Here is a 21,798-nt window from a genome sequence, read left to right on the forward strand (position 1 = left end):
GTCAGCTCAGCATAGAGAGGATCCGAGATGCGGGACTGGACAGGGTCGACGGCCTTCATCACCGGCGGGGCGAGGGGGATCGGCCTGGGCATCGCGCGGGCGCTGGTCAAGCGCGGGGTCCGCGTCGCACTGGCCGACGTCGACGAGCAGGCGCTGGCGCGGGCGGGAGAGGAACTGGCCGCCGCGACCCACCTGCTCGACGTGCGCGACCGGGAAGCGTTCGACCGGGTCGCGGGCGAGGTGGGGCCGGTGGACCTGCTGGTCAACAACGCGGGCATCGTGCCGCACGTGCCGGTCACCGAACTGACCCACGAGAAGTGGGACCGGGCGCTGGCGGTGAACCTGACCGGCGTGATCAACGGCATCCAGGCGTTCCTGCCGGGCATGATCGAACGCGGCAGCGGCTACGTCGTGAACACGGCGTCCGGCGCCGGGCTCGTGTCCGACCCGAACCTGCTCTACGCGACGGCCAAGTTCGCCGTCGTCGGGCTGTCGGAGTCGTTGCGGCTCAACGTGGCCGCGCACGGCGTCGGCGTCAGCGTGCTCTGTCCGGGACCGGTCGGCACCGACATCGTCGCGAACACCAGGGCGTCACACGCGGACCTGGGGCTGCGGGACGAGTTCGTGCCCGCGGTCGAGGCGTTCCTGCGCAGCGGTCCCGGCATCGACGAGGTGGGGGAGATGGTGGTGGCGGGCGTGGAGCGGCGGGAGCAGTGGATCTTCACCGGCGACGAGATCCGGCCGCACCTCGAACAGCGCGCCGCGGCCCTGCTCGCCGCCCTCGGTGGTCAGGCGACGGCTTCCGTGCTGCCCGTGTCCACGTAGATCACGCCGTCCCGCACCACGACCGGGTACGTGCGCACGGCCTTCTTCGCCGGCAGGCAGGTCGGCATCCCGGTGCGCAGGTCGAAGAGCGCCGCGTGCAGCGGGCACTCGACGAAGCACCCCTCGAGCCAGCCCTCGGACAGTGACGCGTCCTGGTGGCTGCAGGTGTCGTCGATCGCGTAGAACTCGCCGTCCGCGTTGAAAACGGCGATCGCCGGTGAACCGTCGAGGCGGACGGACTCGCCCGCGGGCAGGTCGCCGACGGCGCATGCGGTGATCATCAGAAACCCTCCGTTGCGTATTACGGAACTGGGTGTGCGATACGCAACAGCAGAATGGCTCAGGATCATGAAGGCCGTCAAGACGAGTTGCGCTGATCGGTTAACGTTGCGTGATGAGCAACAACGCGGAGGGGCGCGACCCGGCGCTGGTGCAGTCGGTCGACCGGGCGGTGGCGGTGCTGGAACTGCTGGCCCGCAACGGGGAAGCGGGGATCACCGAGATCGCCGCCGAGCTCGGCGTGCACAAGTCCTCCGCGTCCAGACTCGTCTACACGCTGCAGTCCCGTGAGCTGGTCGAGCAGGACGGCGAGCGCGGCCCGTTCCGCATCGGCATCGGCATGCTCCGGTTCGCGGGCGCGGTGACGGGGCCGGTCGACTACGTCCGAGTCGGCGGTCCGGTCTGCACCGAGCTCGCGGACCGGCTGGGCGAGACGGTCAACATCGCGGTCATGGACGGCGGCGTCGCCCTCAACGTGAGCCAGGCGCGGGGAGGGTCCGCGGTGGCGGCGCAGAACTGGGTCGGGCAGCGCACGCCGCTGCACGCCACGTCGAGCGGCAAGGTCCTGCTCGCGGCCGCGTCCGCCGACGAGCAGGAGCGGTTGCTGGCGAACGGGCTGGAGTCGTGCGCCCCGCGCACGATCACCGACCCCGGCGCGCTGCGGTGCGTGCTGCGGCGCACGACCGAGGACGGGTTCGCCACCTGCATGGAGGAGCTGGAGGCCGGGCTGCACGCCGTCGCGGTGCCCGTCTTCGGCTCGCACGGCGACGTCGTGGCGGCGATCAGCGCGGCCGGCCCCGCCTACCGGATGGCCCCGGCCCGCATGCCCGAGATCGTCGAGGAGCTGCGGGTGGCGTCCAGGGACCTTTCGGCCCGAATGGGGCATTCCGTGCTGTGAAAGAGCTTCACGATCGATGGGCGTCCGGCTCCGGCCGGGCGCCCATCGCCTTTTCCGATGCCGCCGTCCGTGCGACAAGGCCTTGACAACGGCTCGAACGAGTCTCACCGTGATGCCCGGCAGTTGCACAATGCGAACCTCGTTGCGTAATGCGGAACTCGTTCGGAAGGGCAGCCCGTTGTCACTCTCCGTTCCCACCACCACGGTTCTGGACCAGGACCTCGGCGAGCTCGACCCGGAGGTCGCCGCCGGGATCCGGGCCGAGTTGCACCGCCAGCGCTCGACGCTGGAGATGATCGCCTCCGAGAACTTCGCGCCGGCCGCCGTGCTGCAGGCGCAGGGATCGGTGCTCACCAACAAGTACGCCGAGGGCTACCCCGGACGGCGCTACTACGGTGGCTGCGAGCACGTGGACGTCATCGAGACGCTCGCGATCGAGCGGGTGAAGGCGCTGTTCGGCGCCGAGCACGCGAACGTCCAGCCGCACTCGGGCGCGCAGGCCAACGCGGCGGCGATGGCGGCGGTGCTGAAGCCCGGCGACACGATCATGGGCCTCGACCTCGCGCACGGCGGCCACCTCACGCACGGCATGCGCATCAACTTCTCCGGCCGGCTCTACGACGTCGTCGCCTACCACGTGGACCGCGACTCCGGCCGCGTCGACATGGCCGAGGTCGAACGGCTCGCCGTCGAGTCCCGGCCGAAGCTGATCATCGCGGGCTGGTCCGCGTACCCGAGGCAGCTCGACTTCGCGGAGTTCCGGCGGATCGCGGACCTGACGGGCGCCAGGCTGATGGTCGACATGGCGCACTTCGCCGGTCTCGTCGCCGCGGGCCTGCACCCGAACCCAGTCCCGTTCGCCGACCTCGTCACCACGACCACGCACAAGACCCTCGGCGGTCCGCGCGGCGGAGTGGTGCTGTGCAGGCAGGAACTCGCCAAGAAGGTCGACTCCGCGGTGTTCCCCGGCCAGCAGGGCGGGCCGCTGCAGCACGTCGTCGCGGCCAAGGCGGTCGCGTTCAAGGTCGCGGCGGGGGAGGAGTTCCGCGAACGCCAGCAGCGTGTCCTCGAGGGCGCGCGCGTCCTCGCCGACCGCCTCGGGCAACCGGACTGCGCCTCGGCGGGCGTCAGGGTGCTGTCCGGCGGCACGGACGTGCACCTCGCGCTCGTCGACCTGGTCGAATCCTCTTTGGACGGACAGCAGGCCGAGGACCGGCTGCACCGCCTCGGCATCACCGTCAACCGCAACGCCGTCCCGTTCGACCCGCGTCCCCCGATGGTCACCTCGGGCCTGCGGATCGGCACCCCCGCGCTCGCCGCCCGCGGTTTCGGCGCGGACGACTTCGCCGAGGTCGCCGACGTCATCGCGGCGGCCCTCCAGCCGTCCTGCGACGAGGACGACCTCTCCGCCCGCGTCGCCGCACTCGCGGCGAAGCACCCCCTCTACCCCCACCTCTGACGGGAGCGAATCAAGTGGCACATGCGGTGAACGGTGTCGTCGCCAGGGGGCGCGGAGCCGAGGTCTCGGTCGAGACGATCCTCGTGCCGGACCCCGGTCCCGGCGAGGCGTTGGTGCAGGTGCAGGCCTGCGGGGTCTGCCACACCGACCTGCACTACCGGGAGGGCGGGATCAACGACGAGTTCCCGTTCCTGCTCGGGCACGAGGCGGCGGGTGTCGTCGAGGCCGTCGGCGAGGGCGTGACCGACCTCGACCCCGGCGACTTCGTCATCCTCAACTGGCGCGCGGTCTGCGGCTCCTGCCGCTCCTGCCTGCGCGGCCGCCCGCAGTACTGCTTCAACACCCACAACGCGGCGCAGCCCATGACGTTGCAGGACGGCACGCCGCTGTCGCCCGCGCTGGGCATCGGCGCGTTCGCCGAGAAGACGTTGGTCCACTCCGGACAGTGCACCAAGGTGAACCCCCAGGCACCGCCGGAGGTCGCCGGACTGCTCGGGTGCGGCGTGATGGCGGGCATCGGCGCCGCCATCAACACCGGTGGCGTCACCCGCGGCGACAGCGTGGCCGTGCTCGGCTGCGGCGGTGTCGGGGACGCGGCCATCGCGGGTGCCCGGCTCGCCGGAGCGCGCACGATCATCGCCGTCGACCTCGACGACACCAAGCTGGACTGGGCGCGCGGGTTCGGCGCCACGCACACCGTCAACGGCCGCGAGCAGGACGTCGTCGAGGCGATCCGAGAGCTCACCGGCGGCAACGGCGCGGACGTCGTGATCGACGCCGTCGGCCGGCCCGAGACGTTCCAGCAGGCCTTCTACGCCCGTGATCACGCCGGACTCGCCGTGCTGGTGGGCGTGCCGACACCGGACATGAAGCTCGAACTGCCGTTGATCGACGTGTTCTCGCGCGGTGGTGCGGTGAAGTCGTCCTGGTACGGCGACTGCCTGCCCTCGCGCGACTTCCCGATGTTGATCGACCTATACCTGCAGGGCCGGCTCGACCTCGGCGCGTTCGTCTCGGAGACGATCGGGCTCGGCGATGTCGAGAAGGCGTTCGAGGACATGCACCGCGGCCGCGTGCTGCGTTCGGTGGTGGTCCTGTGACGCAGCCGAGAGTGGTGCTGATCGGCGCGGGCATCGTCGGGTGCGCGCTCGCCGACGAACTGTCCGCGCGGGGCTGGACCGACATCACCGTGCTCGAACAGGGACCGCTGTTCGCCACCGGCGGCTCCAGCTCGCACGCGCCGGGCCTGGTCTTCCAGACCACCGGCTGCAAGACGATGACGTCGTTCGCCCAGTACACCGTGGAGAAGTACACGGCGCTGACCCTGGACGACAAGTGGTGCTTCCAGCAGGTCGGCGGCCTGGAGGTGGCCACCACCCCGGAACGCTGGACGGACATCAAGCGCCGTCACGGCTGGGCGACCTCGTGGGGCGTCGAGAGCTTCCTGCGCGACCCCGAGGAGGTCGCGCGGCTGTACCCGTTGCTGGACCCGTCGAAGATCCTCGGCGGCTTCCACATCCCGAGCGACGGCATCGCGAAGCCGTTGCGCGCGGCCGAGGCCCAGGCCCGCCGGGCGATGGAGCGCGGCGCGAAGTTCCTCGCACACCACAAGGTCACCGGGATCGAACGCACCGGCGGCCGCGTCAAGGCCGTCGTCACCGAACACGACACGTTCCCCGCCGACGTCGTCGTGTCGTGCGTCGGGATGTGGGGACCGCGCATCGGCCGGATGGTCGACCTCGACATCCCGCTCGTCCCGATGGCCCACCAGTACGCGAAAACGGCGCCGCTGCCGTCGTTGAAGGGCGTCAACACCGAGCTGTCCGAGATGTCGAAGCCGTTGCTGCGCCACCAGGACGCGGACCTGTACTTCCGCGAGCACGTCGACCGGATCGGCATCGGCGCGTACGGGCACCGGCCCATGCCGATCTCCGCCGACGACATCCTCGACTTCGACGTTGCACCGACCATGCCGTCCGAGATCGCGTTCACCCCCGAGGACTTCGAGACCTCGTGGGACGCCGCCGTCGACCTGCTGTCCGCACTCGGCGACTCCAAGGTCGAAGAGGGCATCAACGGCCTGTTCTCCTTCACCCCGGACGGCAACCCGCTGCTCGGCGAACACCCCGGCCTGCAGGGCTTCTGGGTCGCCGAGGCCGTGTGGATCACGCACTCCGCCGGGGTCGCCAAGGCGATGGCCGAGTGGCTCGTCGACGGGCAGCCGAAGACCGACCTGCACGGCTGCGACCTCAACCGGTTCGAGGACGTCCAGCGCTCGCCCGGGTACGTGCACGAACGCAGCTGCCGGGCGTTCGTCGAGGTCTACGACGTCCTGCACCCGTTGCAGCCCGCCGAGAACCCGCGCCCGCTGCGCACCAGCCCGTTCTACCAGCGGCAGAAAGAGCTCGGCGCCGTCTTCCTGGAGGCGTCCGGCTGGGAGCGGCCGCACTGGTACGAGGCCAACGCGACCCTGCCCGAGGTCGCGGAGATCCCCGGCCGCAACGAGTGGGCGTCGCGGTTCTGGTCGCCGATCGCCGGCGCCGAGGCACTGGTGGCGCGCAAGCGCGTCGCGATGTTCGACATGACCGCGCTGAAGCGGCTGGAGGTCAGCGGCCCGGAGGCGTTGACGTTCCTGCAGACCATGACCACCAACCAGCTCGACCGCAAGCCCGGTGCCGTCGTCTACACGTTGCTGCTCGACGAGGACGGCGGCGTGCGCAGCGACCTGACCGTCGCCCGGCTCGGCGAGAACCGGTTCCAGGTCGGCGCCAACGGCCCGCTCGACCTCGACTGGCTGCGCCGCCGCACCCCGCCGGGTGGCGGTGTGCACATCACCGACATCACACCCGGTACGTGCTGCATCGGCCTGTGGGGACCGGAAGCGCGGAACCTGCTGCAGCCCTTGACGAAGACCGACTTCTCGCACGAGGCGATGGGCTACTTCAAGGCCCAGCAGGCGTTCATCGGCGAGGTGCCGGTGACCGCGATGCGCCTGTCGTACGTCGGCGAGCTCGGCTGGGAGCTCTACACGACCGCCGACATGGGGCTGCGGCTCTGGGACACGCTGTGGGAGGCGGGGCAGGCGCACGGCGTCATCGCCGCCGGCCGCAGCGCGTTCACCAGCATGCGGCTGGAGAAGGGCTACCGGTCGTGGGGCACCGACGTGACCACCGAGCACGACCCGTTCGAGGCGGGTCTCGGGTTCGCGGTCCGGATGAACAAGGGCTGGTTCCACGGCCGCAAGGCGTTGGAGGGCAGGTCCGAGGAGACGGTCGCGCGGCGGTTGACCTGCCTGGTGATCGACGACGACCACCAGGTCGTGATGGGGTCGGAGCCGGTGTTCGCCGGGGGAGCGGCGGTCGGGTACGTGACCAGCGCGGCCCGCGGCTACTCGATCGGGAAGAACATCGCCTACGCCTGGCTGCCCGCCGAGGTGGCGGTGGAGGGCACGAGGGTCGAGATCGAGTACTTCGGTGACCGCGTGGCGGCGGTCGTCGCGGCCGAACCGCTCTTCGACCCGAAGATGCTCCGGATCCGGTCATGACCCACGACGTGATCGTCATCGGGCTCGGCGACCTCGGCGGGGCGGCCGCACACCGCCTCGCCGCGCGGGGACTGCGCGTGCTCGGCCTGGACAGCCGGTCCCAGGCCGAGCTGCCGTCCTCCGACGAGGCCTTCCGCGCGGGCGCCGACCTGCGCTTCGGGGAACGGGTCATCGACTGGTGCACCGAACGCTCCGGCACGGGCGCCCGCGTGCTGACCCCGTCGAGCACCTACACCGCGCCGCTGCTCGTCATCTGCGACGGCTCGGACGCGCGTTCCCTCCTCCTCTGACTTCTCCCACGGAGCCACCATGACCGCGACCGAACTGCCGTCGAGCCTCATCCCGACCCTGCCCGGCGCCACCTACACCGACCCGGCGATCTTCGAGCTGGAGCAGGAGAGGATCTTCGAGCGGATGTGGTTCTGCGCCGTGCGCAGCGCCGACCTGCCCGACGCCGGCAACTTCCGCACCGTCCAGATCGGACGCGAGAGCGTCCTGGTCACCCGCTCGCGCGACGGCTCCCTGCGCGCGTTCCTCAACATCTGCCGGCACCGCGGCGCCAAGCTGTGCGTCGAGGAGACCGGCACGGTCAAGCGCAACTTCCAGTGCCCGTACCACGCCTGGACCTACGGGCTCGACGGCAAGCTCGTCGCCGCGCCCAACCTCACGTCGATGCCGGACATCGACCGCACCGAGTACGGGCTGAAGACCGTGCACCTGCGGGAGTGGCTCGGCTACGCCTGGATCTCGCTGGCCGACGAGCCCGCGTCGTTCGAGGAGACCGTCCAGCGCGACGTCCGCGAGCGCCTGGGCAACCTCGACGCGATCGGCAACTACCAGGTCAGCGAGCTCGACCTGGGCCGCCGGATCACCTACGACGTCAAGGCCAACTGGAAGCTCATCATCGAGAACTTCATGGAGTGCTACCACTGCGCGACCATCCACCCCGAGCTCACGGAGGTCCTGCCGGAGTTCGCGGACGGCTACGCCGCGCAGTACTACGTCGGGCACGGCGCGGTCTTCGGCGAGGAGATCAAGGGCTTCACGATCGACGGGAGCGAGGGCTTCGAGAACCTCTCCGGTGTCGCCTCGGACCAGGAACGCCGCTACTACGCGATCACCGTGCGGCCGCAGGTGTTCATCAACCTGGTGCCGGACCACGTGATCATCCACCGGATGTACCCGCTGGCCGCCGACCGCACGGTCGTCGAGTGCGATTGGCTCTACGCCAAGGACGTCGTCGCGTCGGGCAGGGACGTGTCACGATCCGTGGAGTTGTTCCACCGCGTCAACGAGCAGGACTTCGAGGCCTGCGAACGCTGTCAGCCCGCGATGTCGTCGCGGGCCTACCGGGACGGCGGCGTGCTCGTGCCGTCCGAGCACCACATCGGGGAGTTCCACCGCTGGGTCCAGGAAATGACCTCATCGAAGAGGTGGTAGCAGTGTCCGATCTACCCGAACAGAAGTTCTTGCCCACCACGAGAACGCACACGGACCTTGTCGTCTTCACGGTCTCCGCCGTCGTCGCCTCGGCGTTCCTCGCCTGGGGGATCATCGGCACCGGCAGCCTCGGCACCGTCTCGACGGCGGTGCTCGGCTGGGTCATCCGCAACACCGGCTGGGCGTTCCTCACCGCGGCCACCGGGTTCGTGATCTTCGCGCTGTGGCTCGCCTTCAGCCGCTACGGCCGGATCCCGCTCGGCCGCGACGGCGAGCGGCCGGAGTTCCGGACGATCTCGTGGGTCGCGATGATGTTCAGCGCGGGCATGGGCATCGGCCTGATGTTCTACGGCGTCGCGGAACCGTTGTCGCACTTCGTGAAGCCGCCACCCGGCACGGTCGAGGGCGGCACGGACGCGGCGGTCGAGACCGCGATGGCGACGTCGCTCTTCCACTGGGCGATCCACCCGTGGTCGATCTACGCGGTCGTCGGCCTGGCCATCGCCTACGGCACGTTCCGGCGCGGCCGCAAGCAGCTGATCAGCGCCGCGTTCGCCCCGCTGTTCGGCGACCGGGTGTCGGAGGGGCCGCTGGGCCGGCTGATCGACGTCCTGGCGATCTTCGCGACGCTGTTCGGGTCGGCGGCCTCCCTCGGCCTCGGCGCGCTGCAGATCGGCAGCGGGCTGAAGGCGGGCGGGTTCGTCCGGGACAACCCCGGGGTCGGCGTGCTGATCGGCATCATCGCGGTGCTGACGGTGGCGTTCGTGGCGTCGGCGGTGTCGGGCGTGGCCAAGGGCATCCAGTGGCTGTCGAACATCAACATGGTGCTGGCGACCGTGCTGGCCGTGTTCGTGTTCCTGGTCGGGCCGACGGTGCTGATCCTGAACCTGGTGCCCGCGGCGATCGGCGACTACTTCCGCGAGATGGGCGAGATGATCTCCCGCTCCGGCGCCTCCGGCGGTGCCGCGATGGAGAGCTGGCTGTCGTCGTGGACGATCTTCTACTGGGCGTGGTGGATCTCGTGGACCCCGTTCGTCGGGATGTTCATCGCGCGGATCAGCCGCGGCCGCACGATCAAGCAGTTCGTCAGCGGCGTGATCCTGGTGCCGTCGGCGGTCAGCCTGATCTGGTTCACGATCATGGGCGGCACCGCGATCACGGTGCAGCGCGGGGGAACCGACCTGGCCGGCGCGGCGAACCCGGAGTCGCAGCTCTTCGGCGTGCTCGACCAGTTCCCGCTGGCCGCCGTCGCCGGGGTGGTCGTGATGGTGCTGGTGGCGATCTTCTTCGTCTCCGGCGCCGACGCGGCCTCGCTGGTGATGGGCACGCTGTCGCAGCGCGGCGCCATCGAACCGCACCGCAGGCTGGTGGTGTTCTGGGGCGTGGCGACCGGCGGCGTGGCGGCGGTGATGCTGCTGGTCGGCGGTGGCGGCGCGACCGCGCTGACCGGGTTGCAGAACCTCACGATCATCGCGGCGGCACCGTTCGCGCTCGTCATGGTCGTGCTCTGCGTGGCGCTCGCGAAGGACCTGCGCAGCGACCCGATGGTGTTGCGGGAGAAGCACTGCGCGGAGATCGTCGAGGAGGCCGTGGCGACCGGCAACGAGCAGTACGACGGCGATTTCCGCCTGCAGGTGGAGCCCACGCCCGTCCGGAACGAGGGCAACGGCCAGGTCAGATCAACGCCCGAATCGCCTGCTCAAACCCGATGACGTGCTGGGAGGCGAGCTCGCTCGCCTTCTTCGCGTCGCCCTCGACGATCGCGGTGAGGAGCGGGACGTGCTCGTCGACGTGACCGGCCATGCTGGCGAGCCGCGGCAGGAACACGCACCAGATCCGGGTCGCGAGGTTGTCGTAGGAGATCAGGGTGTCCTCGAGGAAGGGGTTGTGCACGCACCGGTAGATCGCGCGGTGCACGCCCACGTCGGTGCGCAGGAGCTCGGTGTTGTCGCCGGTCGGGGCCGCCGTGTCGAGCCGCGAGCGCAGCTCGGTCAGCGCGGTCCGGTCGGCGGCCGTGGCGCGCTCGGCCGCGGCCGCCGCCGCGAGGGGCTCCAGGGTCCTGCGCACCTCGGAGATGTGCGAGAGGTCGGAGATGTTCACGTCGGTGGCGAACGTGCCGCGGCGCGGGAAGGCGACGACGAGCCGTTCCTGCTCCAGCCGCTTGAGGGCCTCGCGGATCGGGGTGCGCCCGACGCCGAGCTCGGTGCGCAGCCGGTCCTCGTTGATGGGCTCACCGGGCCGGATCTCCAGCATGACCAGGCGATCCCGCAGGACCGCGTAGGCCTGTTCGGTGAGTGAGACGGAGGCGGGCTCGTCGTTGACCCGTGCGTTCATGTGACCTACTGTAACGCACAGACTGATATATCAGCAGTCGACCAGATGATTCGCTGGAGGCGACGGAATGACCAGCCCGCCCGGAGCACATCTGCCCGAGCACCCGGACTTCCTGTGGGACGGCCCGGAACCCAAGTCCTCGTACGACGTCGTGGTCGTCGGCGGTGGCGGGCACGGTCTCGCGACCGCGTACTACCTCGCGAAGGTGCACGGCATCACGAACGTCGCGGTGCTCGAGAAGGGCTGGCTCGCGGGCGGCAACATGGCCCGCAACACCACGATCATCCGGTCGAACTACCTCTGGGACGAGAGCTCCGGCATCTACGAGCACTCGCTCAAGCTGTGGGAGGGCCTGGAGGAGGACCTCGGCTACCCGATCCTCTTCGACCAGCGCGGCGTGCTGAACCTCGCGCACAGCCTCCAGGACGTGCGCGACAGCGTCCGCCGGGTCAACGCCAACCGGCTCAACGGCATCGACGCGGAGTGGGTGGATCCCGCCGGGGTCAAGGAGATCTGCCCGATCGTCAACACCTCGCCGGACGTGCGCTACCCGGTGCTCGGCGCGACCTACCAGCCGCGCGCGGGCATCGCGAAGCACGACTACGTGGCGTGGGGCTACGCGCGGGCGGCGCACGCGATGGGCATCGACCTGATCCAGAACTGCGAAGTGACCGGCTTGGAGACCTCGGGCGGCCGGATCACCGCCGTGCAGACCTCTCGCGGCCGGATCGCCGCGGGCAAGGTCGCGTTGTGCGCGGCCGGGCACAGCTCGGTGCTCGCGAAGATGGTCGGCCTGACGCTGCCGCTGGCCTCACACCCGTTGCAGGCACTGGTCTCCGAGCTCCTCGAACCCGTCCACCCGACCGTAGTCATGTCGAACGCGGTGCACGTCTACGTCTCCCAGGCGCACAAGGGCGAACTGGTGATGGGCGCGGGCATCGACAGCTACAACGGCTACGGGCAACGGGGTTCGTTCCACATCATCGAGCAGCAGATGGCCGCGGCGCTGGAGCTGTTCCCGGTGTTCGCGCGGGCGCACCTGCTGCGCACGTGGGCGGGCATCGTCGACGTCAGCCCGGACGCCTCGCCGATCGTGGGGCTCACCCCCGTCGGCGGCCTGTACCTCAACTGCGGCTGGGGCACCGGCGGGTTCAAGGCCACGCCCGGTGTCGGCGACTGCTTCGCGCACACCATCGCCCACGACAAGCCGCACCCGTTCAACGAGCCGTTCACCCTCGAGCGCTTCACCACGGGCGCTCTCGTCGACGAGCACGGCGCCGCCGCCGTCGCGCACTAGGAGAGCTGACGATGCAACTCATCCCGTGCCCGTGGTGCGGCCCGCGCGAGGAGGCCGAGTTCCACTACGGCGGCCAGGCCCACGTCGCGTACCCCGAGGACCCGTCGGCGCTGACCGACGAGGAGTGGGCGCGGTACGTGTTCTTCCGGGAGAACCCGAGCGGCCCGTTCGCCGAGCGCTGGAGCCACAACGCCGGGTGCCGCCGGTGGTTCAACGCCGTCCGCGACACCCGCACCCACGACCTGCTGGCCGTCTACCGCGTGGGCGAGCCCATGCCCGAGGTGACCGCATGACCTTCCGCACTCCGACCGGCGGCTCGATCGACCGGACCACGTTGCTGCGCTTCACGTTCAACGGCGTCGAGTACACCGGGCACCCCGGTGACACCCTCGCGTCCGCCCTGCTGGCTCAGGGGGTGCACGAGATCGGCGGCAGCGTGAAGCTCGGCCGCCCGCGCGGCGTCGTCGCGGCGGGCTCCGAGGACCCGACGTCGCTCGTGCAGGTCGAGGCGCCGTTCTCCGAGCCGATGTTGCTGGCCACGACCGTCGAGCTGTACGACGGCCTGGTCGCGCGCGGGCTGTCCGGCCAGGGAAAGCTGGCCGCGGAACCGGATCCCGCCCGGTACGACGCGAAGCACGAGCACTGCGACGTGCTGGTCGTCGGCGCCGGCCCGGCCGGCCTCGTGGCGGCGCTGACCGCGGCGCGCTCCGGTGCCCGCGTGGTGCTGGTGGACGAGCAGAACCAGGCCGGCGGCGCGCTGCTGGGCGTGGACGAGTACCTCGACGACCGCCCGTCCGCCGAGTGGGTCGCGGACGTCGTGGCGGAGCTGAGGTCCACGCCGGGGGTGCTGGTGCTGGAGCGCACCACGGCGTTCGGCATGTACCAGGACGGGTTCGTGCTGGCGCTGCAGAAGCGCACCGACCACCTCGGCTTCGCCGCGCCCGCCTCCGTCGCGCGGCAACGGGTGTGGCGCATCCGCACGAAGCAGACCGTGCTGGCGACCGGTGCGCACGAACGGCCCGTGGTGTTCGCCGACAACGACCGGCCGGGGATCGTGCTGGCCTCGTCCGCGCGGACCTTCCTGCACCGCTACGGCGTGCTGCCCGGCTCGCGGGCGGTGGTGTTCACCACCAACGACTCCGCCTACTGCGCGGCGATCGACCTGGCGGAGTCCGGTGTGGACATCGCGGTGGTGGTCGACGCCCGGCCCGAGGCTCCCGCGAGGTTGGCGGCGGAGTGCGCGGCGCGGGGGATCGAGGTCCGTGCCGGGCGGTTCGTCACCGGGACCGACGGCACCTCCCGTGTCGAGGCGGTTTTCGTCGGGGACGAACGGATCGCGTGCGACACCCTGCTCGTCTCCGGCGGCTGGAACCCCGTCGTCAGCCTCTTCAGCCAGGCCCGCGGCAAGCTCCGCTACGACGCCGAGCTCGGCGCGTTCGTCCCCGGTGAGGAGCTGGCCACCGTGCGCGTCGCGGGCTCCGCGACCGGCGAGCTCGACCTCACCTCCTGCGCGCGCCAGGGTCGCGAGGCCGGTGCCGCAGCCGCCCAGGCCGCCGGGTTCACGCCGGGCGGTCAGGTCCCGCTGCCCGCCTCCGACTCGCGCTGCACCGCCCGGTCCGGCCTGGTGCTGTGGCGCGTCCCGGGCCACGACGACACCAGCTTCGTCGACCTGCAACGGGATTCGACCGTCGCCGACGTGCTGCGGGCGACCGGCGCGGGCCTGCGCTCGTTGGAGCACATCAAGCGCTACACGACCATCGGCACCGCCCACGACCAGGGCAAGACCTCCGGCATGATCGCGGCGGGCATCGTCGCCGAGGCGCTGGGCGTGGAACTGGCCGAGCAGCGGCCCACGACGTTCCGCCCGCCGTACACCTCGGTGTCGTTCGCCGCGCTGGCCGGGCGCGACCGCGGCTCGTTGCACGACCCGGTGCGCGTCACGTCGATCCACCCCTGGCACGTGGAGCACGGGGCGTTGTTCGAGAACGTCGGCCAGTGGAAGCGGCCCTGGTACTACCCGAGGCCGGGCGAGGACCTGCACGCGGCGGTGCTGCGCGAGTGCGCTGCCACGCGCGAGAGCGTCGGCATGATGGACGGCTCGACGCTCGGCAAGATCGACGTGCAGGGCCGTGACGCCGGCAAGTTCCTCGACATGCTCTACACGAACATGATGAGCACGTTGAAGGTCGGCAAGATCCGCTACGGCGTGATGTGCGGCGTCGACGGCATGGTGATCGACGACGGCACGGTGATCCGGGTCGGCGAGGAGCGCTACCTCGTCACCACGACCACCGGCAACGCCGCGAAGATCCTCGACTGGATGGAGGAGTGGCTGCAGACCGAGTGGCCGCACCTCGACGTGCACTGCACCTCGGTCACCGAGCACTGGGCCACGATCCCGCTGGTCGGCCCACGATCCCGGGACGTGCTGGCGGCTGTCGCGCCCGGCCTGGACGTCTCCAACGAGGCGTTCGAGTTCATGACCTGGCACGACGCCGAGGTCGCCGGGGTGCCCGCGCGGGTGTGCCGGATCAGCTTCTCCGGCGAGCTCGCCTACGAGATCAACGTGACCGCCTGGCACGGCCTCGCCGTGTGGGAGGCGCTGATGGCGGCGGGGGAGCCGTTCGGGATCACGCCGTACGGCACCGAGACGATGCACGTACTGCGCGCCGAGAAGGGCTACCCGATCATCGGGCAGGAGACCGACGCGACCGTCACGCCGCAGGACCTGGGCATGTCGTGGGCGGTGTCCAAGAAGAAGGCGGACTTCCTCGGCAAGCGCTCGTTCGCCCGTGCCGAGAACAACCGCACGGACCGCAAGCAGCTCGTCGGGCTGCTGCCCGTGGACCCGTCCGTGCTGCTGCCGGAGGGCTCGCAGATCGTCGAGACCGACCGGCTGCCCGAACCGCCCGTCCGGATGCTGGGGCACGTCACGTCCAGCTACCCCAGCGCCGCGCTCGGCCGGACGTTCGCGCTGGCTTTGGTCCGCTCCGGCCACGAACGCATCGGCGAGACGCTCTACGTGCCCGTCGACGACTCGCTGGTGCCGGTCACCGTCACCGAATCCGTGCTGTACGACAAGGAAGGAGCCCGTCGTGACGGTTAGCCCTCTCGCCGCCTGGACCGACCGGCTGGCGGCGCTCGCCCCCGTGCTCGACGCGGCCGAGGTGCCGTTCCGCACCCAGCTCACCGTCCGCGTGTCCGACCGGGACGCCGTCGCCGCGATGGGCACCGCGCTCGGGGTGGTCTTCCCTTCCGCCGCTTGCACTTTCACCTCGGGCCACGGACGATTCGGGGACGTCGAGGTGCTCTGGCTCGGACCGGACGAGTTCCTCGTCACGGCCTCGCCCGACCTGCAGGTCCCGATCGAGGAGGTGCTGCGTGGCGCGCTCGGTGACGCCCGGGGGTCCGTTGTGGACACGTCGGCGCAGCGCACGACCGTGGTCCTTCAAGGGCCGCGCGTCCGGGAAGTGCTGGCTCACGGATGTTCCGTGGACCTGCACCCGGCTTCGTCTCCCGTCGGCACTTGCGTGCAGACACTCCTCGCCAGGACCGGGATCGTCCTGCAGGTGACCGGCACCGGGGTCACCGTCCTGGTGCGCTCGTCGTTCGCCGAGTACTTCGCGGCCTGGCTCGCCGACGCCTGCACCGAGTACCTGGCGGTGGCGTGATGCCGAAGTTCACCCTGACCCTGCACTGCCCGGAGCGCGCGGGCATCGTGCACGCCGTGACGTCGTTCCTCGTCGACCACGGCTGCGACATCCTGCAGCACCAGCAGTTCGACGACGACGTGCGCGGCAAGCTGTTCCTGCGCACCGCGTTCTCCTGCGCCGGCGCCACCGCCGACTCGCTCGCGGGCGAGTTCGCCGCCGTGGCCACGGAGTTCCAGATGGAGTTCGAGCTGCACGACGAACGCGCGCCGCGCGTCCTCGTGATGGTGTCGAAGGCCGGCCACTGCCTGAACGACCTGCTCTTCCGGTGGCGCGCGGGCAGCCTCGGCGGCGAGATCGCGGCCGTCGTGTCGAACCACGAGGACCTGCGCCCGATGGCGGAGGCCGCCGGGCTCGACTTCGTGCACGTGCCGAACACCGCCGACACCAAGGCGGCCGCCGAGCAGCGCCTGGTCGAGCTGGTCGAGGAGTACCAGGCCGACCTGGTGGTGCTGGCCCGCTACATGCAGGTGCTGTCCAACGACCTGTGCGCCAAGCTGGCCGGCCGCGTCATCAACATCCACCACTCGTTCCTGCCGGGCTTCAAGGGCGCGAAGCCGTACCACCAGGCCTACGACCGGGGCGTGAAGTACGTGGGTGCGACGGCCCACTACGTCACCCCCGACCTCGACGAGGGGCCGATCATCGAGCAGGAGGTGCTGCGGGTGGACCACTCGTTCGACCCGCGCGCCCTGACCGCGGCGGGCCGCGACGCCGAGGCGCTCGCGCTGTCGCGGGCCGTGCGGTGGCACTGCGAGCACCGCGTGCTGCTCAACGGCAACTCGACGGTGGTGTTCCGCTAGGCCGTCACCGGCCTGACCGCCGGGGACCCGCCCTGACGCCGGAGGTCCGGGATCCCGGGGTAGGCAGGCAGTTCGGCGCCGTTGATCGCGCGGTCGATCAACGCGCCGAACGCCTCCATGTCCGGCTCCGGGGCGGGCTCGGTGCGCGGCAGCAGGCTGTGCACGTGCATCCGGCCGATCTCCTGGTTGGCTTCGACGAACGGCCGCATCCGCGCCTCGAAGCCCGCGAACCCGGCCTCGGGGTCCCAGCCCGCGGCCGCCAGTTCCCCGGCCAGCAGGTAGGCGCCGACGAGCGCGAGTCCCGTGCCGCCGCCCGACATCGGCGACGAGCTGAACGCCGCGTCGCCGATCAGCCCCACCCGTCCGGCGGACCAGCGGTCCATGACCACCTGGGCGACCTGGTCGAGGTAGAAGTCCGGGGTGTCGTCGAGGTGCGCGAGGATGCGCGGCACCCACCAGCCGAGGCCGGCCGTCTGCTCGCGCAGCAGTGCCTTCTGCGCCTCGACGTCGCGGTGGTCGACCTCGAAGGAGGCCGCGGGGAACGACAGCATCGCCATCGCCTCGGTCTTGTCCTTCAGCGGTCGCAGCCCGGCGGAGCGCCCGGTCTCCGCGTCCTGGTGGTCGATCATCCAGCCGTCGATCCCGAACTCGTTCGGCACGGTGAAGAAGGCCAGCACGAGCCCGAGGTGGCGCAGGTACCGCTCGCGCGGGCCGAAGACCTGTCCGCGCAACGACGAGTGCAGCCCGTCGGCGCCGATCACCAGGTCGAAGCGCCGTGCGGTGCCGCTCGCGAAGGTCACGTCGACGCCGTCGCTGTCCTGCGTCAGGTCGGCGATGCGGTCTCCGAAGACGTACTCGACGTGCTCACGGGTGTCGTCGTGCAGCACCTGGGACAGGTCGCCGCGCAGCACCTCGATGTCCGCGATGTGGCCGTCGCCGCCGTCGTCCTCGGCGCGGTAGGTCTCGAGCACGGTGCCGTCGGCGTCCACGGTGTGCGCGCCGGCGGTCTCGGTGCGGGCGGCGCGCACGGCCTTCTCCAGCCCCATCAGGGCGATGGCCTCCTTGGCGACGCCGCGCGCGTCCACCGCCTGGCCGCCGGGACGCAGGCCGGGAGCCCGTTCGACGACGGTCACCTCGGCGCCTCGGCGGTGCAGCCAGTGGGCGAGCGCGGGTCCCGCGATGCTCGCCCCGGTCACCAGCACCCTGATCATCGCGGCCCCCTGTCGTCCCTCGGCTCGAACCGTCCGGAGTGTACGGAGATTTCGCCCGCTATGCCTTGCGCACCAACAACTGCGCCTGCAGAAAACGTTCGCCCTCGATCGGTTCGCGGACCAATCGCCCGATCTCCGCGAAACCGGCCTCGCGCAACAGGTGCATCAGGCTCGTGGGCGACCAGCGCCAGGCCGCGGTGACCTTGTGGTCGAACTCCTGAGGGTCGGCGTCGTCGCCCGCGAAGAACCCGAGCAGCAGGTGACCTCCCGGCGCGAGCACGCGGGCGAACTCGGCGAACGCGACCGGGACCTCCGCGGGCGGCAGGTGGATGACCGAGTAGGACGCCAGGATGCCGCCGAGGACGCCGTCGGCCAGGTCCAGCGCGGTCAGGGTGCCCTCGTCGAACCTGAGGTCCGGGTGGGCCTTCCGCGCCAGGTCGACCATCGCGGGGGAGAGGTCGAGACCGAAGACGTCGAGGCCGAGGGAGTGCAGGTGCGCGGTCAGGTGGCCCGGTCCGCAGCCGAGGTCGGCGACCGGCCCCTCGGTGAGCTCCGCGAACGCGGCGATCATGGCGCGGTCGAGCGGGCGGGTGTCGAGCACGTCGCTGAAGAGTTCGGCGTACAACGTCGCGACGGAGTCGTAGGGGGTCACTCGGCGACCTTAATGCCCATTCGAATCAAATGTCAGTGAGTTGCTGTTGCCAGTGTTCTGCTGTTGCACCGTCGACGCAAACCCGTTGTCGCGCTTATAGTTCCGCCGTGATTTCCGTGCTGCGCGATCCTGTTTTCCGGAACCTGTTCGGTGCCCAGGTCGTCGCGCTGACCGGGACCGGTTTGGCGACCGTCGCGCTCGGTCTGCTCGCCTTCGACCTCGCCGGGGCGGACGCGGGCGCGGTGCTCGGGACCGCGCTGGCGATCAAGATGATCGCGTACGTCACCGTGGCGCCGGTCGCGACGGCGGTGCTCGGCCTGTTGCCGCGCCGTGCCGTGCTGATCGCGCTGGACCTCGTGCGGGTGGCGGTGGCCGCAGCCTTGCCGTGGGTCGCCGAGGTGTGGCACGTCTACGTGTTGATCTTCCTGCTGCAGGCCGCGTCCGCCGCGTTCACACCGTTGTTCCAGGCGACCGTGCCGGAGGTGCTGCCGGACGAGCGGGACTACACCCGCGCGATCACGTTGTCGCGCACGGCCTACGACCTGGAGAGCCTGCTCAGCCCCGCGCTCGCGGCCCTCGCCCTGGCGCTGGTCGGCTTCCGCGACCTCTTCCTCGGCACCGCACTGGGCTTCGCCGCGTCGGCCCTGCTGGTGCTGTCGGTGGCCCTGCCGTCAGCGAAACCGCTGCCGCGCAACGGAAGTTGGAGTGCCGCCACCCGAGGCATCCGCATCTACCTCGCCACACCGCGGTTGCGCGGGCTCCTCGCCGTGCACCTGGCCGCGGCGGGCGCGGGGTCGATGGTGTTCGTGAACACCGTGGCGCACGTGCGGGACGGGCTCGGCCGGGACGCGTCGGACGTCGCGATCGCGTTGGCCGCCAACGGGATGGGCTCGCTGGTGGCGGCGCTGGCGTTGCCGGGACTGCTGGACCGGTGCGCGGACCGTGTCGTGGTGCTGCGCGCGGCCGCCGGGCTCGTGGCCGTGTTGTTCGCCGGCACGTTCTTCGCCGGCGGCTGGACGACGTTGCTCGTGCTGTGGGCGTTGATCGGGGCCGGCTGCTCGCTCGCCCTCACGCCGGGGGCCCGCGTGCTGCGCCGGTCCGCCGACCCGGCCGACCGGCCCGCGCTGTTCGCGGCGGACTTCGCGCTGTCGCACGCCTGCTGGCTGCTCTGCTACCCGCTCGCCGGGTGGGTGGCCACGGCAGCGGGCGTCACCACGGCGTTCGTCGTGCTCGGCGTCGTGACGGGCGTCGGGGCGGTGTGCGCGTGGCGGTGCTGGCCGACCCACGACCCCGAGGTGATCGAGCATTCGCACAGTTCTCCGGACGGTGGCGTGTGGACGCATTCTCACGAGTTCCGCATCAATGAGGACCACGCGCGCTGGCCGGAACTGAAAAGTTAGAACCGAAAAGTTGAATTCGCAGGTCGCGGGCATTCCGGAATACCTTTTCCGCACCCTGCCTGCGAAGGAGTTCCACTCATGCGATTGCGGAGTTTGTTCATCGCCGCCGCGTGCGGTTCGGCGTTGACGGTCGGCGCCGTGCCGAGCACGGCGGCCCCGGAGATGACGGCGCACCAGCGGTTCGACGGCCTGTCCCGGGACCTGCGCGGCCAGCTCGCGGGTCACTGGTTCGACGCGGCGGCCGGCAAGCTGACCGTGGCCGTCCCGACCGAGCAGGCCGCGCGCCAGGCCCGGGCCGAGGGCGCCAACGCCGTCGTGGTGCGGCGCAGCGCGGCCGACCTGGACCGCCTGCTCGGGTCGGTCCGGAAGCTGATCGGCACCGGCGTGCCCGGCGTGTACAGCTGGGGCGTGGACGTGCGCGACAACCAGGTCGACGTCACCGTCAACACCTCGCGCCGCACCGAGGCCACCGACCGGTTCCTCACGGCCGTGCGCGCCCTCGACGGCGTGAACGTCGTGGAAACCAAGTCGCAGCAACGACAACAGGCCGGCACCGTGCAGACGGGCAGCCCGTGGTGGCCGGGTTCGGAGACGAACTGCTCGGTCGGCTTCAGCGCGACGGACGCCAACGGCGGCAAGCACTTCCTCACCGCCGGCCACTGCACGAACGACGCGAACCAGGCCGCCTACGGCCAGTCCGGTCAGCAGAACCGCCTCGGCACGTCCAACGTCGGCGGCACCCGCAGCGTGAACGCCCGCGAAGGCGACATGGGCGTGGTCGCGGTGACCGACCCGGGCTGGACCCTGTCCCCGGCCGTGAACACGTGGGGCCAGCCCGCCGTCACCGTGACGGGCTCGGCCGAGGCGATGGTCGGCGACCGCGTCTGCCACTCCGGCAACACCTCGAAGTGGCAGTGCGGCGAGGTCAAGTACACGAACAAGTCCGTGGACTACGGCGGCGGCCTGATCATCGAGGGCCTCACCTTCACCACGGCCTGCTCGCTGGGCGGCGACTCGGGCGGCGGCTGGCTGCTCGGCGACAAGGCCGTGGGCCTGCACGACGGCGGCCCGTCCCAGTGCGTGCAGAACCCGTCCGACGACGAGCTGTCCATCTTCCAGCCGGTCAACGAAGCCCTGCGCAAGTGGAACCTGACCCTCGTCACCGGCACGGGCTCGGGCGACACCACCGCCCCCACCGCGCCGGCCGGGCTCCGCTCCACCGGCGTGACCTCGTCCAGCGTCTCCCTGGCCTGGGACGCGTCCACGGACAACGTGGGCGTGACGGCCTACGAGGTGCTCCAGGGCGGCACGGTCGCCACGCGCGTCACCGGCACCACCGCCACCGTCACCGGTCTGAGTGCGGACACCGCCTACACCTTCGCGGTGCGCGCGGTCGACGCTGCCGGCAACCAGTCGAAGCAGTCGGCGGACGTGAACGCCCGCACGTCGTCCGGCGGCACGGGCGGCCGCACGTTCACCAACGACACGGACTACCCGATCCGCGACTACCAGGTGGCGGTCAGCGCGGTGCGGTCCACCGCCACCGGCACCGCCGCGAACCCCGTGGTGGTCAAGGTGGACGCCACCCACACGTGCCTGGAGGACCTGAACGTCACGCTCGTCGCGCCGAGCGGCCGCGGCTACCCGCTGATGCGGACGCCGGGTGGCAACTACAGCTGCCACCCGTTCCCGGCGGGCAAGACGTTCTCCGTGGTGCCCGCTGCGGGGGAGGCGGCGGGCGGCACGTGGACGCTGCGCATCGGGGACAACGGGCCCGGTGACACGGGTGTGCTGAGCGGGTGGTCGGTCACCGTGTAGGGGGAGAGAGGGTGCGGCCGCCGTGGGACGGCCGCACCTTCTCCCGCTCTCGCGCGCACGGTCCACTCGCGTGCGCACGCTCGCTCTCGTGGGCGCCGGTTTGCTGCGCGAGTGGCACGATCCCCCGC

The 21,798-nt window shown here is 70.9% G+C and carries 19 protein-coding genes; 15 read left to right on the top strand and 4 right to left on the bottom strand.

Features of this window, described 5'->3' with window-relative positions; translation table 11 throughout:
- Positions 1-27: 27 nt before the first annotated feature.
- Positions 28-825, top strand: coding sequence for an SDR family oxidoreductase (locus ABZX02_RS31345; RefSeq protein ID WP_355303493.1), 798 nt, complete (start codon positions 28-30; stop codon positions 823-825).
- Here ABZX02_RS31345 and ABZX02_RS31350 read toward each other — a convergent pair.
- The gene (locus ABZX02_RS31350; RefSeq protein WP_355303495.1) at positions 789-1,106 is read right to left on the bottom strand and encodes a bifunctional 3-phenylpropionate/cinnamic acid dioxygenase ferredoxin subunit; all 318 of its coding nucleotides are present in this window, start codon (positions 1,104-1,106) and stop codon (positions 789-791) included. The two genes, ABZX02_RS31345 and ABZX02_RS31350, sit on opposite strands and share 37 nt — an antisense overlap.
- Before the next feature lie 113 nt (positions 1,107-1,219).
- Between ABZX02_RS31350 and ABZX02_RS31355 the strand changes: the two genes are divergently transcribed.
- The 7 genes from ABZX02_RS31355 (at position 1,220) to ABZX02_RS31385 (ending at position 10,157) form a co-directional block, all read left to right on the top strand.
- The gene (locus ABZX02_RS31355) at positions 1,220-2,002 is read left to right on the top strand and encodes an IclR family transcriptional regulator (RefSeq protein WP_355303497.1); all 783 of its coding nucleotides are present in this window, start codon (positions 1,220-1,222) and stop codon (positions 2,000-2,002) included.
- Between the two features lie 178 nt (positions 2,003-2,180).
- Positions 2,181-3,461, top strand: a complete 1,281-nt coding sequence (gene glyA, locus ABZX02_RS31360; RefSeq protein WP_355303499.1) for a serine hydroxymethyltransferase — start codon at positions 2,181-2,183, stop codon at positions 3,459-3,461.
- A 14-nt stretch (positions 3,462-3,475) separates the two neighbouring features.
- Positions 3,476-4,561: an S-(hydroxymethyl)mycothiol dehydrogenase gene (locus tag ABZX02_RS31365; RefSeq protein ID WP_355303501.1), complete on the top strand. Its 1,086-nt coding sequence runs from the start codon at positions 3,476-3,478 to the stop codon at positions 4,559-4,561.
- Complete coding sequence (locus ABZX02_RS31370) at positions 4,558-7,005, top strand: FAD-dependent oxidoreductase (RefSeq protein ID WP_355303503.1); 2,448 nt, start codon at positions 4,558-4,560, stop codon at positions 7,003-7,005. Before ABZX02_RS31365 ends, ABZX02_RS31370 begins: the two co-directional genes overlap by 4 nt.
- Entirely contained in the window at positions 7,002-7,295 is a 294-nt protein-coding gene (locus ABZX02_RS31375; protein ID WP_355303505.1) for a hypothetical protein, read from the top strand. Before ABZX02_RS31370 ends, ABZX02_RS31375 begins: the two co-directional genes overlap by 4 nt.
- Before the next feature lie 19 nt (positions 7,296-7,314).
- Positions 7,315-8,445: an aromatic ring-hydroxylating dioxygenase subunit alpha gene (locus ABZX02_RS31380; RefSeq protein ID WP_355303507.1), complete on the top strand. Its 1,131-nt coding sequence runs from the start codon at positions 7,315-7,317 to the stop codon at positions 8,443-8,445.
- Between the two features lie 2 nt (positions 8,446-8,447).
- Positions 8,448-10,157: a BCCT family transporter gene (locus ABZX02_RS31385; protein ID WP_355303509.1), complete on the top strand. Its 1,710-nt coding sequence runs from the start codon at positions 8,448-8,450 to the stop codon at positions 10,155-10,157.
- On the opposite strand, the gene ABZX02_RS31390 is transcribed toward ABZX02_RS31385, so the two are convergent.
- Entirely contained in the window at positions 10,120-10,779 is a 660-nt protein-coding gene (locus tag ABZX02_RS31390; protein WP_355303511.1) for a GntR family transcriptional regulator, read from the bottom strand. The two genes, ABZX02_RS31385 and ABZX02_RS31390, sit on opposite strands and share 38 nt — an antisense overlap.
- 67 nt (positions 10,780-10,846) lie before the next feature.
- On the opposite strand from ABZX02_RS31390, the gene ABZX02_RS31395 reads away from it, so the two are divergent.
- From ABZX02_RS31395 to purU, 5 genes are read left to right on the top strand one after another with little or no spacing between them, the layout of a single operon-like run.
- On the top strand, positions 10,847-12,076 hold the full coding sequence (locus ABZX02_RS31395; RefSeq protein WP_355303512.1) for a sarcosine oxidase subunit beta family protein: 1,230 nt from the start codon (positions 10,847-10,849) through the stop codon (positions 12,074-12,076).
- Between the two features lie 11 nt (positions 12,077-12,087).
- Entirely contained in the window at positions 12,088-12,369 is a 282-nt protein-coding gene (locus tag ABZX02_RS31400; RefSeq protein ID WP_089921464.1) for a sarcosine oxidase subunit delta, read from the top strand.
- On the top strand, positions 12,366-15,182 hold the full coding sequence (locus tag ABZX02_RS31405) for a 2Fe-2S iron-sulfur cluster-binding protein (protein ID WP_355303515.1): 2,817 nt from the start codon (positions 12,366-12,368) through the stop codon (positions 15,180-15,182). The genes ABZX02_RS31400 and ABZX02_RS31405 overlap by 4 nt, the downstream gene beginning before the upstream one ends.
- Complete coding sequence (locus tag ABZX02_RS31410) at positions 15,172-15,747, top strand: sarcosine oxidase subunit gamma family protein (RefSeq protein WP_355303517.1); 576 nt, start codon at positions 15,172-15,174, stop codon at positions 15,745-15,747. The genes ABZX02_RS31405 and ABZX02_RS31410 overlap by 11 nt, the downstream gene beginning before the upstream one ends.
- Complete coding sequence (gene purU / locus ABZX02_RS31415) at positions 15,747-16,589, top strand: formyltetrahydrofolate deformylase (RefSeq protein WP_355303518.1); 843 nt, start codon at positions 15,747-15,749, stop codon at positions 16,587-16,589. The genes ABZX02_RS31410 and purU overlap by 1 nt, the downstream gene beginning before the upstream one ends.
- Here the strand turns inward: purU and ABZX02_RS31420 are convergent.
- Together ABZX02_RS31420 and ABZX02_RS31425 are read right to left on the bottom strand one after the other, a co-directional pair.
- The gene (locus ABZX02_RS31420; protein WP_355303520.1) at positions 16,586-17,800 is read right to left on the bottom strand and encodes an FAD-dependent monooxygenase; all 1,215 of its coding nucleotides are present in this window, start codon (positions 17,798-17,800) and stop codon (positions 16,586-16,588) included. The two genes, purU and ABZX02_RS31420, sit on opposite strands and share 4 nt — an antisense overlap.
- A 58-nt stretch (positions 17,801-17,858) precedes the next feature.
- Complete coding sequence (locus ABZX02_RS31425) at positions 17,859-18,452, bottom strand: class I SAM-dependent methyltransferase (protein ID WP_355303522.1); 594 nt, start codon at positions 18,450-18,452, stop codon at positions 17,859-17,861.
- 107 nt (positions 18,453-18,559) lie between these two features.
- Between ABZX02_RS31425 and ABZX02_RS31430 the strand changes: the two genes are divergently transcribed.
- Together ABZX02_RS31430 and ABZX02_RS31435 are read left to right on the top strand one after the other, a co-directional pair.
- Positions 18,560-19,852 (top strand): MFS transporter, encoded by a 1,293-nt coding sequence (locus tag ABZX02_RS31430; RefSeq protein ID WP_355303524.1) that lies wholly within the window; start codon positions 18,560-18,562, stop codon positions 19,850-19,852.
- A 78-nt stretch (positions 19,853-19,930) separates the two neighbouring features.
- Positions 19,931-21,670 (top strand): proprotein convertase P-domain-containing protein, encoded by a 1,740-nt coding sequence (locus ABZX02_RS31435; protein WP_355303526.1) that lies wholly within the window; start codon positions 19,931-19,933, stop codon positions 21,668-21,670.
- Positions 21,671-21,798: the final 128 nt, after the last annotated feature.

Origin of the sequence: Lentzea sp. NPDC003310, from assembly GCF_040610935.1 — a bacterium.
GTDB lineage: Bacteria > Actinomycetota > Actinomycetes > Mycobacteriales > Pseudonocardiaceae > Lentzea.

Bases quoted from the DNA above. Each gene is read 5' to 3' on its own strand.
- ABZX02_RS31380 (WP_355303507.1), top strand. From the start codon at position 7,315: ATGACCGCGACCGAACTGCCGTCGAGCCTCATCCCGACCCTGCCCGGC.
- ABZX02_RS31395 (WP_355303512.1), top strand. From the start codon at position 10,847: ATGACCAGCCCGCCCGGAGCACATCTGCCCGAGCACCCGGACTTCCTG.
- ABZX02_RS31350 (WP_355303495.1), bottom strand. From the start codon at position 1,106: ATGATCACCGCATGCGCCGTCGGCGACCTGCCCGCGGGCGAGTCCGTC.
- ABZX02_RS31345 (WP_355303493.1), top strand. From the start codon at position 28: ATGCGGGACTGGACAGGGTCGACGGCCTTCATCACCGGCGGGGCGAGG.
- ABZX02_RS31405 (WP_355303515.1), top strand. From the start codon at position 12,366: ATGACCTTCCGCACTCCGACCGGCGGCTCGATCGACCGGACCACGTTG.
- ABZX02_RS31400 (WP_089921464.1), top strand. From the start codon at position 12,088: ATGCAACTCATCCCGTGCCCGTGGTGCGGCCCGCGCGAGGAGGCCGAG.
- ABZX02_RS31375 (WP_355303505.1), top strand. From the start codon at position 7,002: ATGACCCACGACGTGATCGTCATCGGGCTCGGCGACCTCGGCGGGGCG.
- ABZX02_RS31390 (WP_355303511.1), bottom strand. From the start codon at position 10,779: ATGAACGCACGGGTCAACGACGAGCCCGCCTCCGTCTCACTCACCGAA.
- purU (WP_355303518.1), top strand. From the start codon at position 15,747: ATGCCGAAGTTCACCCTGACCCTGCACTGCCCGGAGCGCGCGGGCATC.
- ABZX02_RS31355 (WP_355303497.1), top strand. From the start codon at position 1,220: ATGAGCAACAACGCGGAGGGGCGCGACCCGGCGCTGGTGCAGTCGGTC.
- ABZX02_RS31435 (WP_355303526.1), top strand. From the start codon at position 19,931: ATGCGATTGCGGAGTTTGTTCATCGCCGCCGCGTGCGGTTCGGCGTTG.
- ABZX02_RS31420 (WP_355303520.1), bottom strand. From the start codon at position 17,800: ATGATCAGGGTGCTGGTGACCGGGGCGAGCATCGCGGGACCCGCGCTC.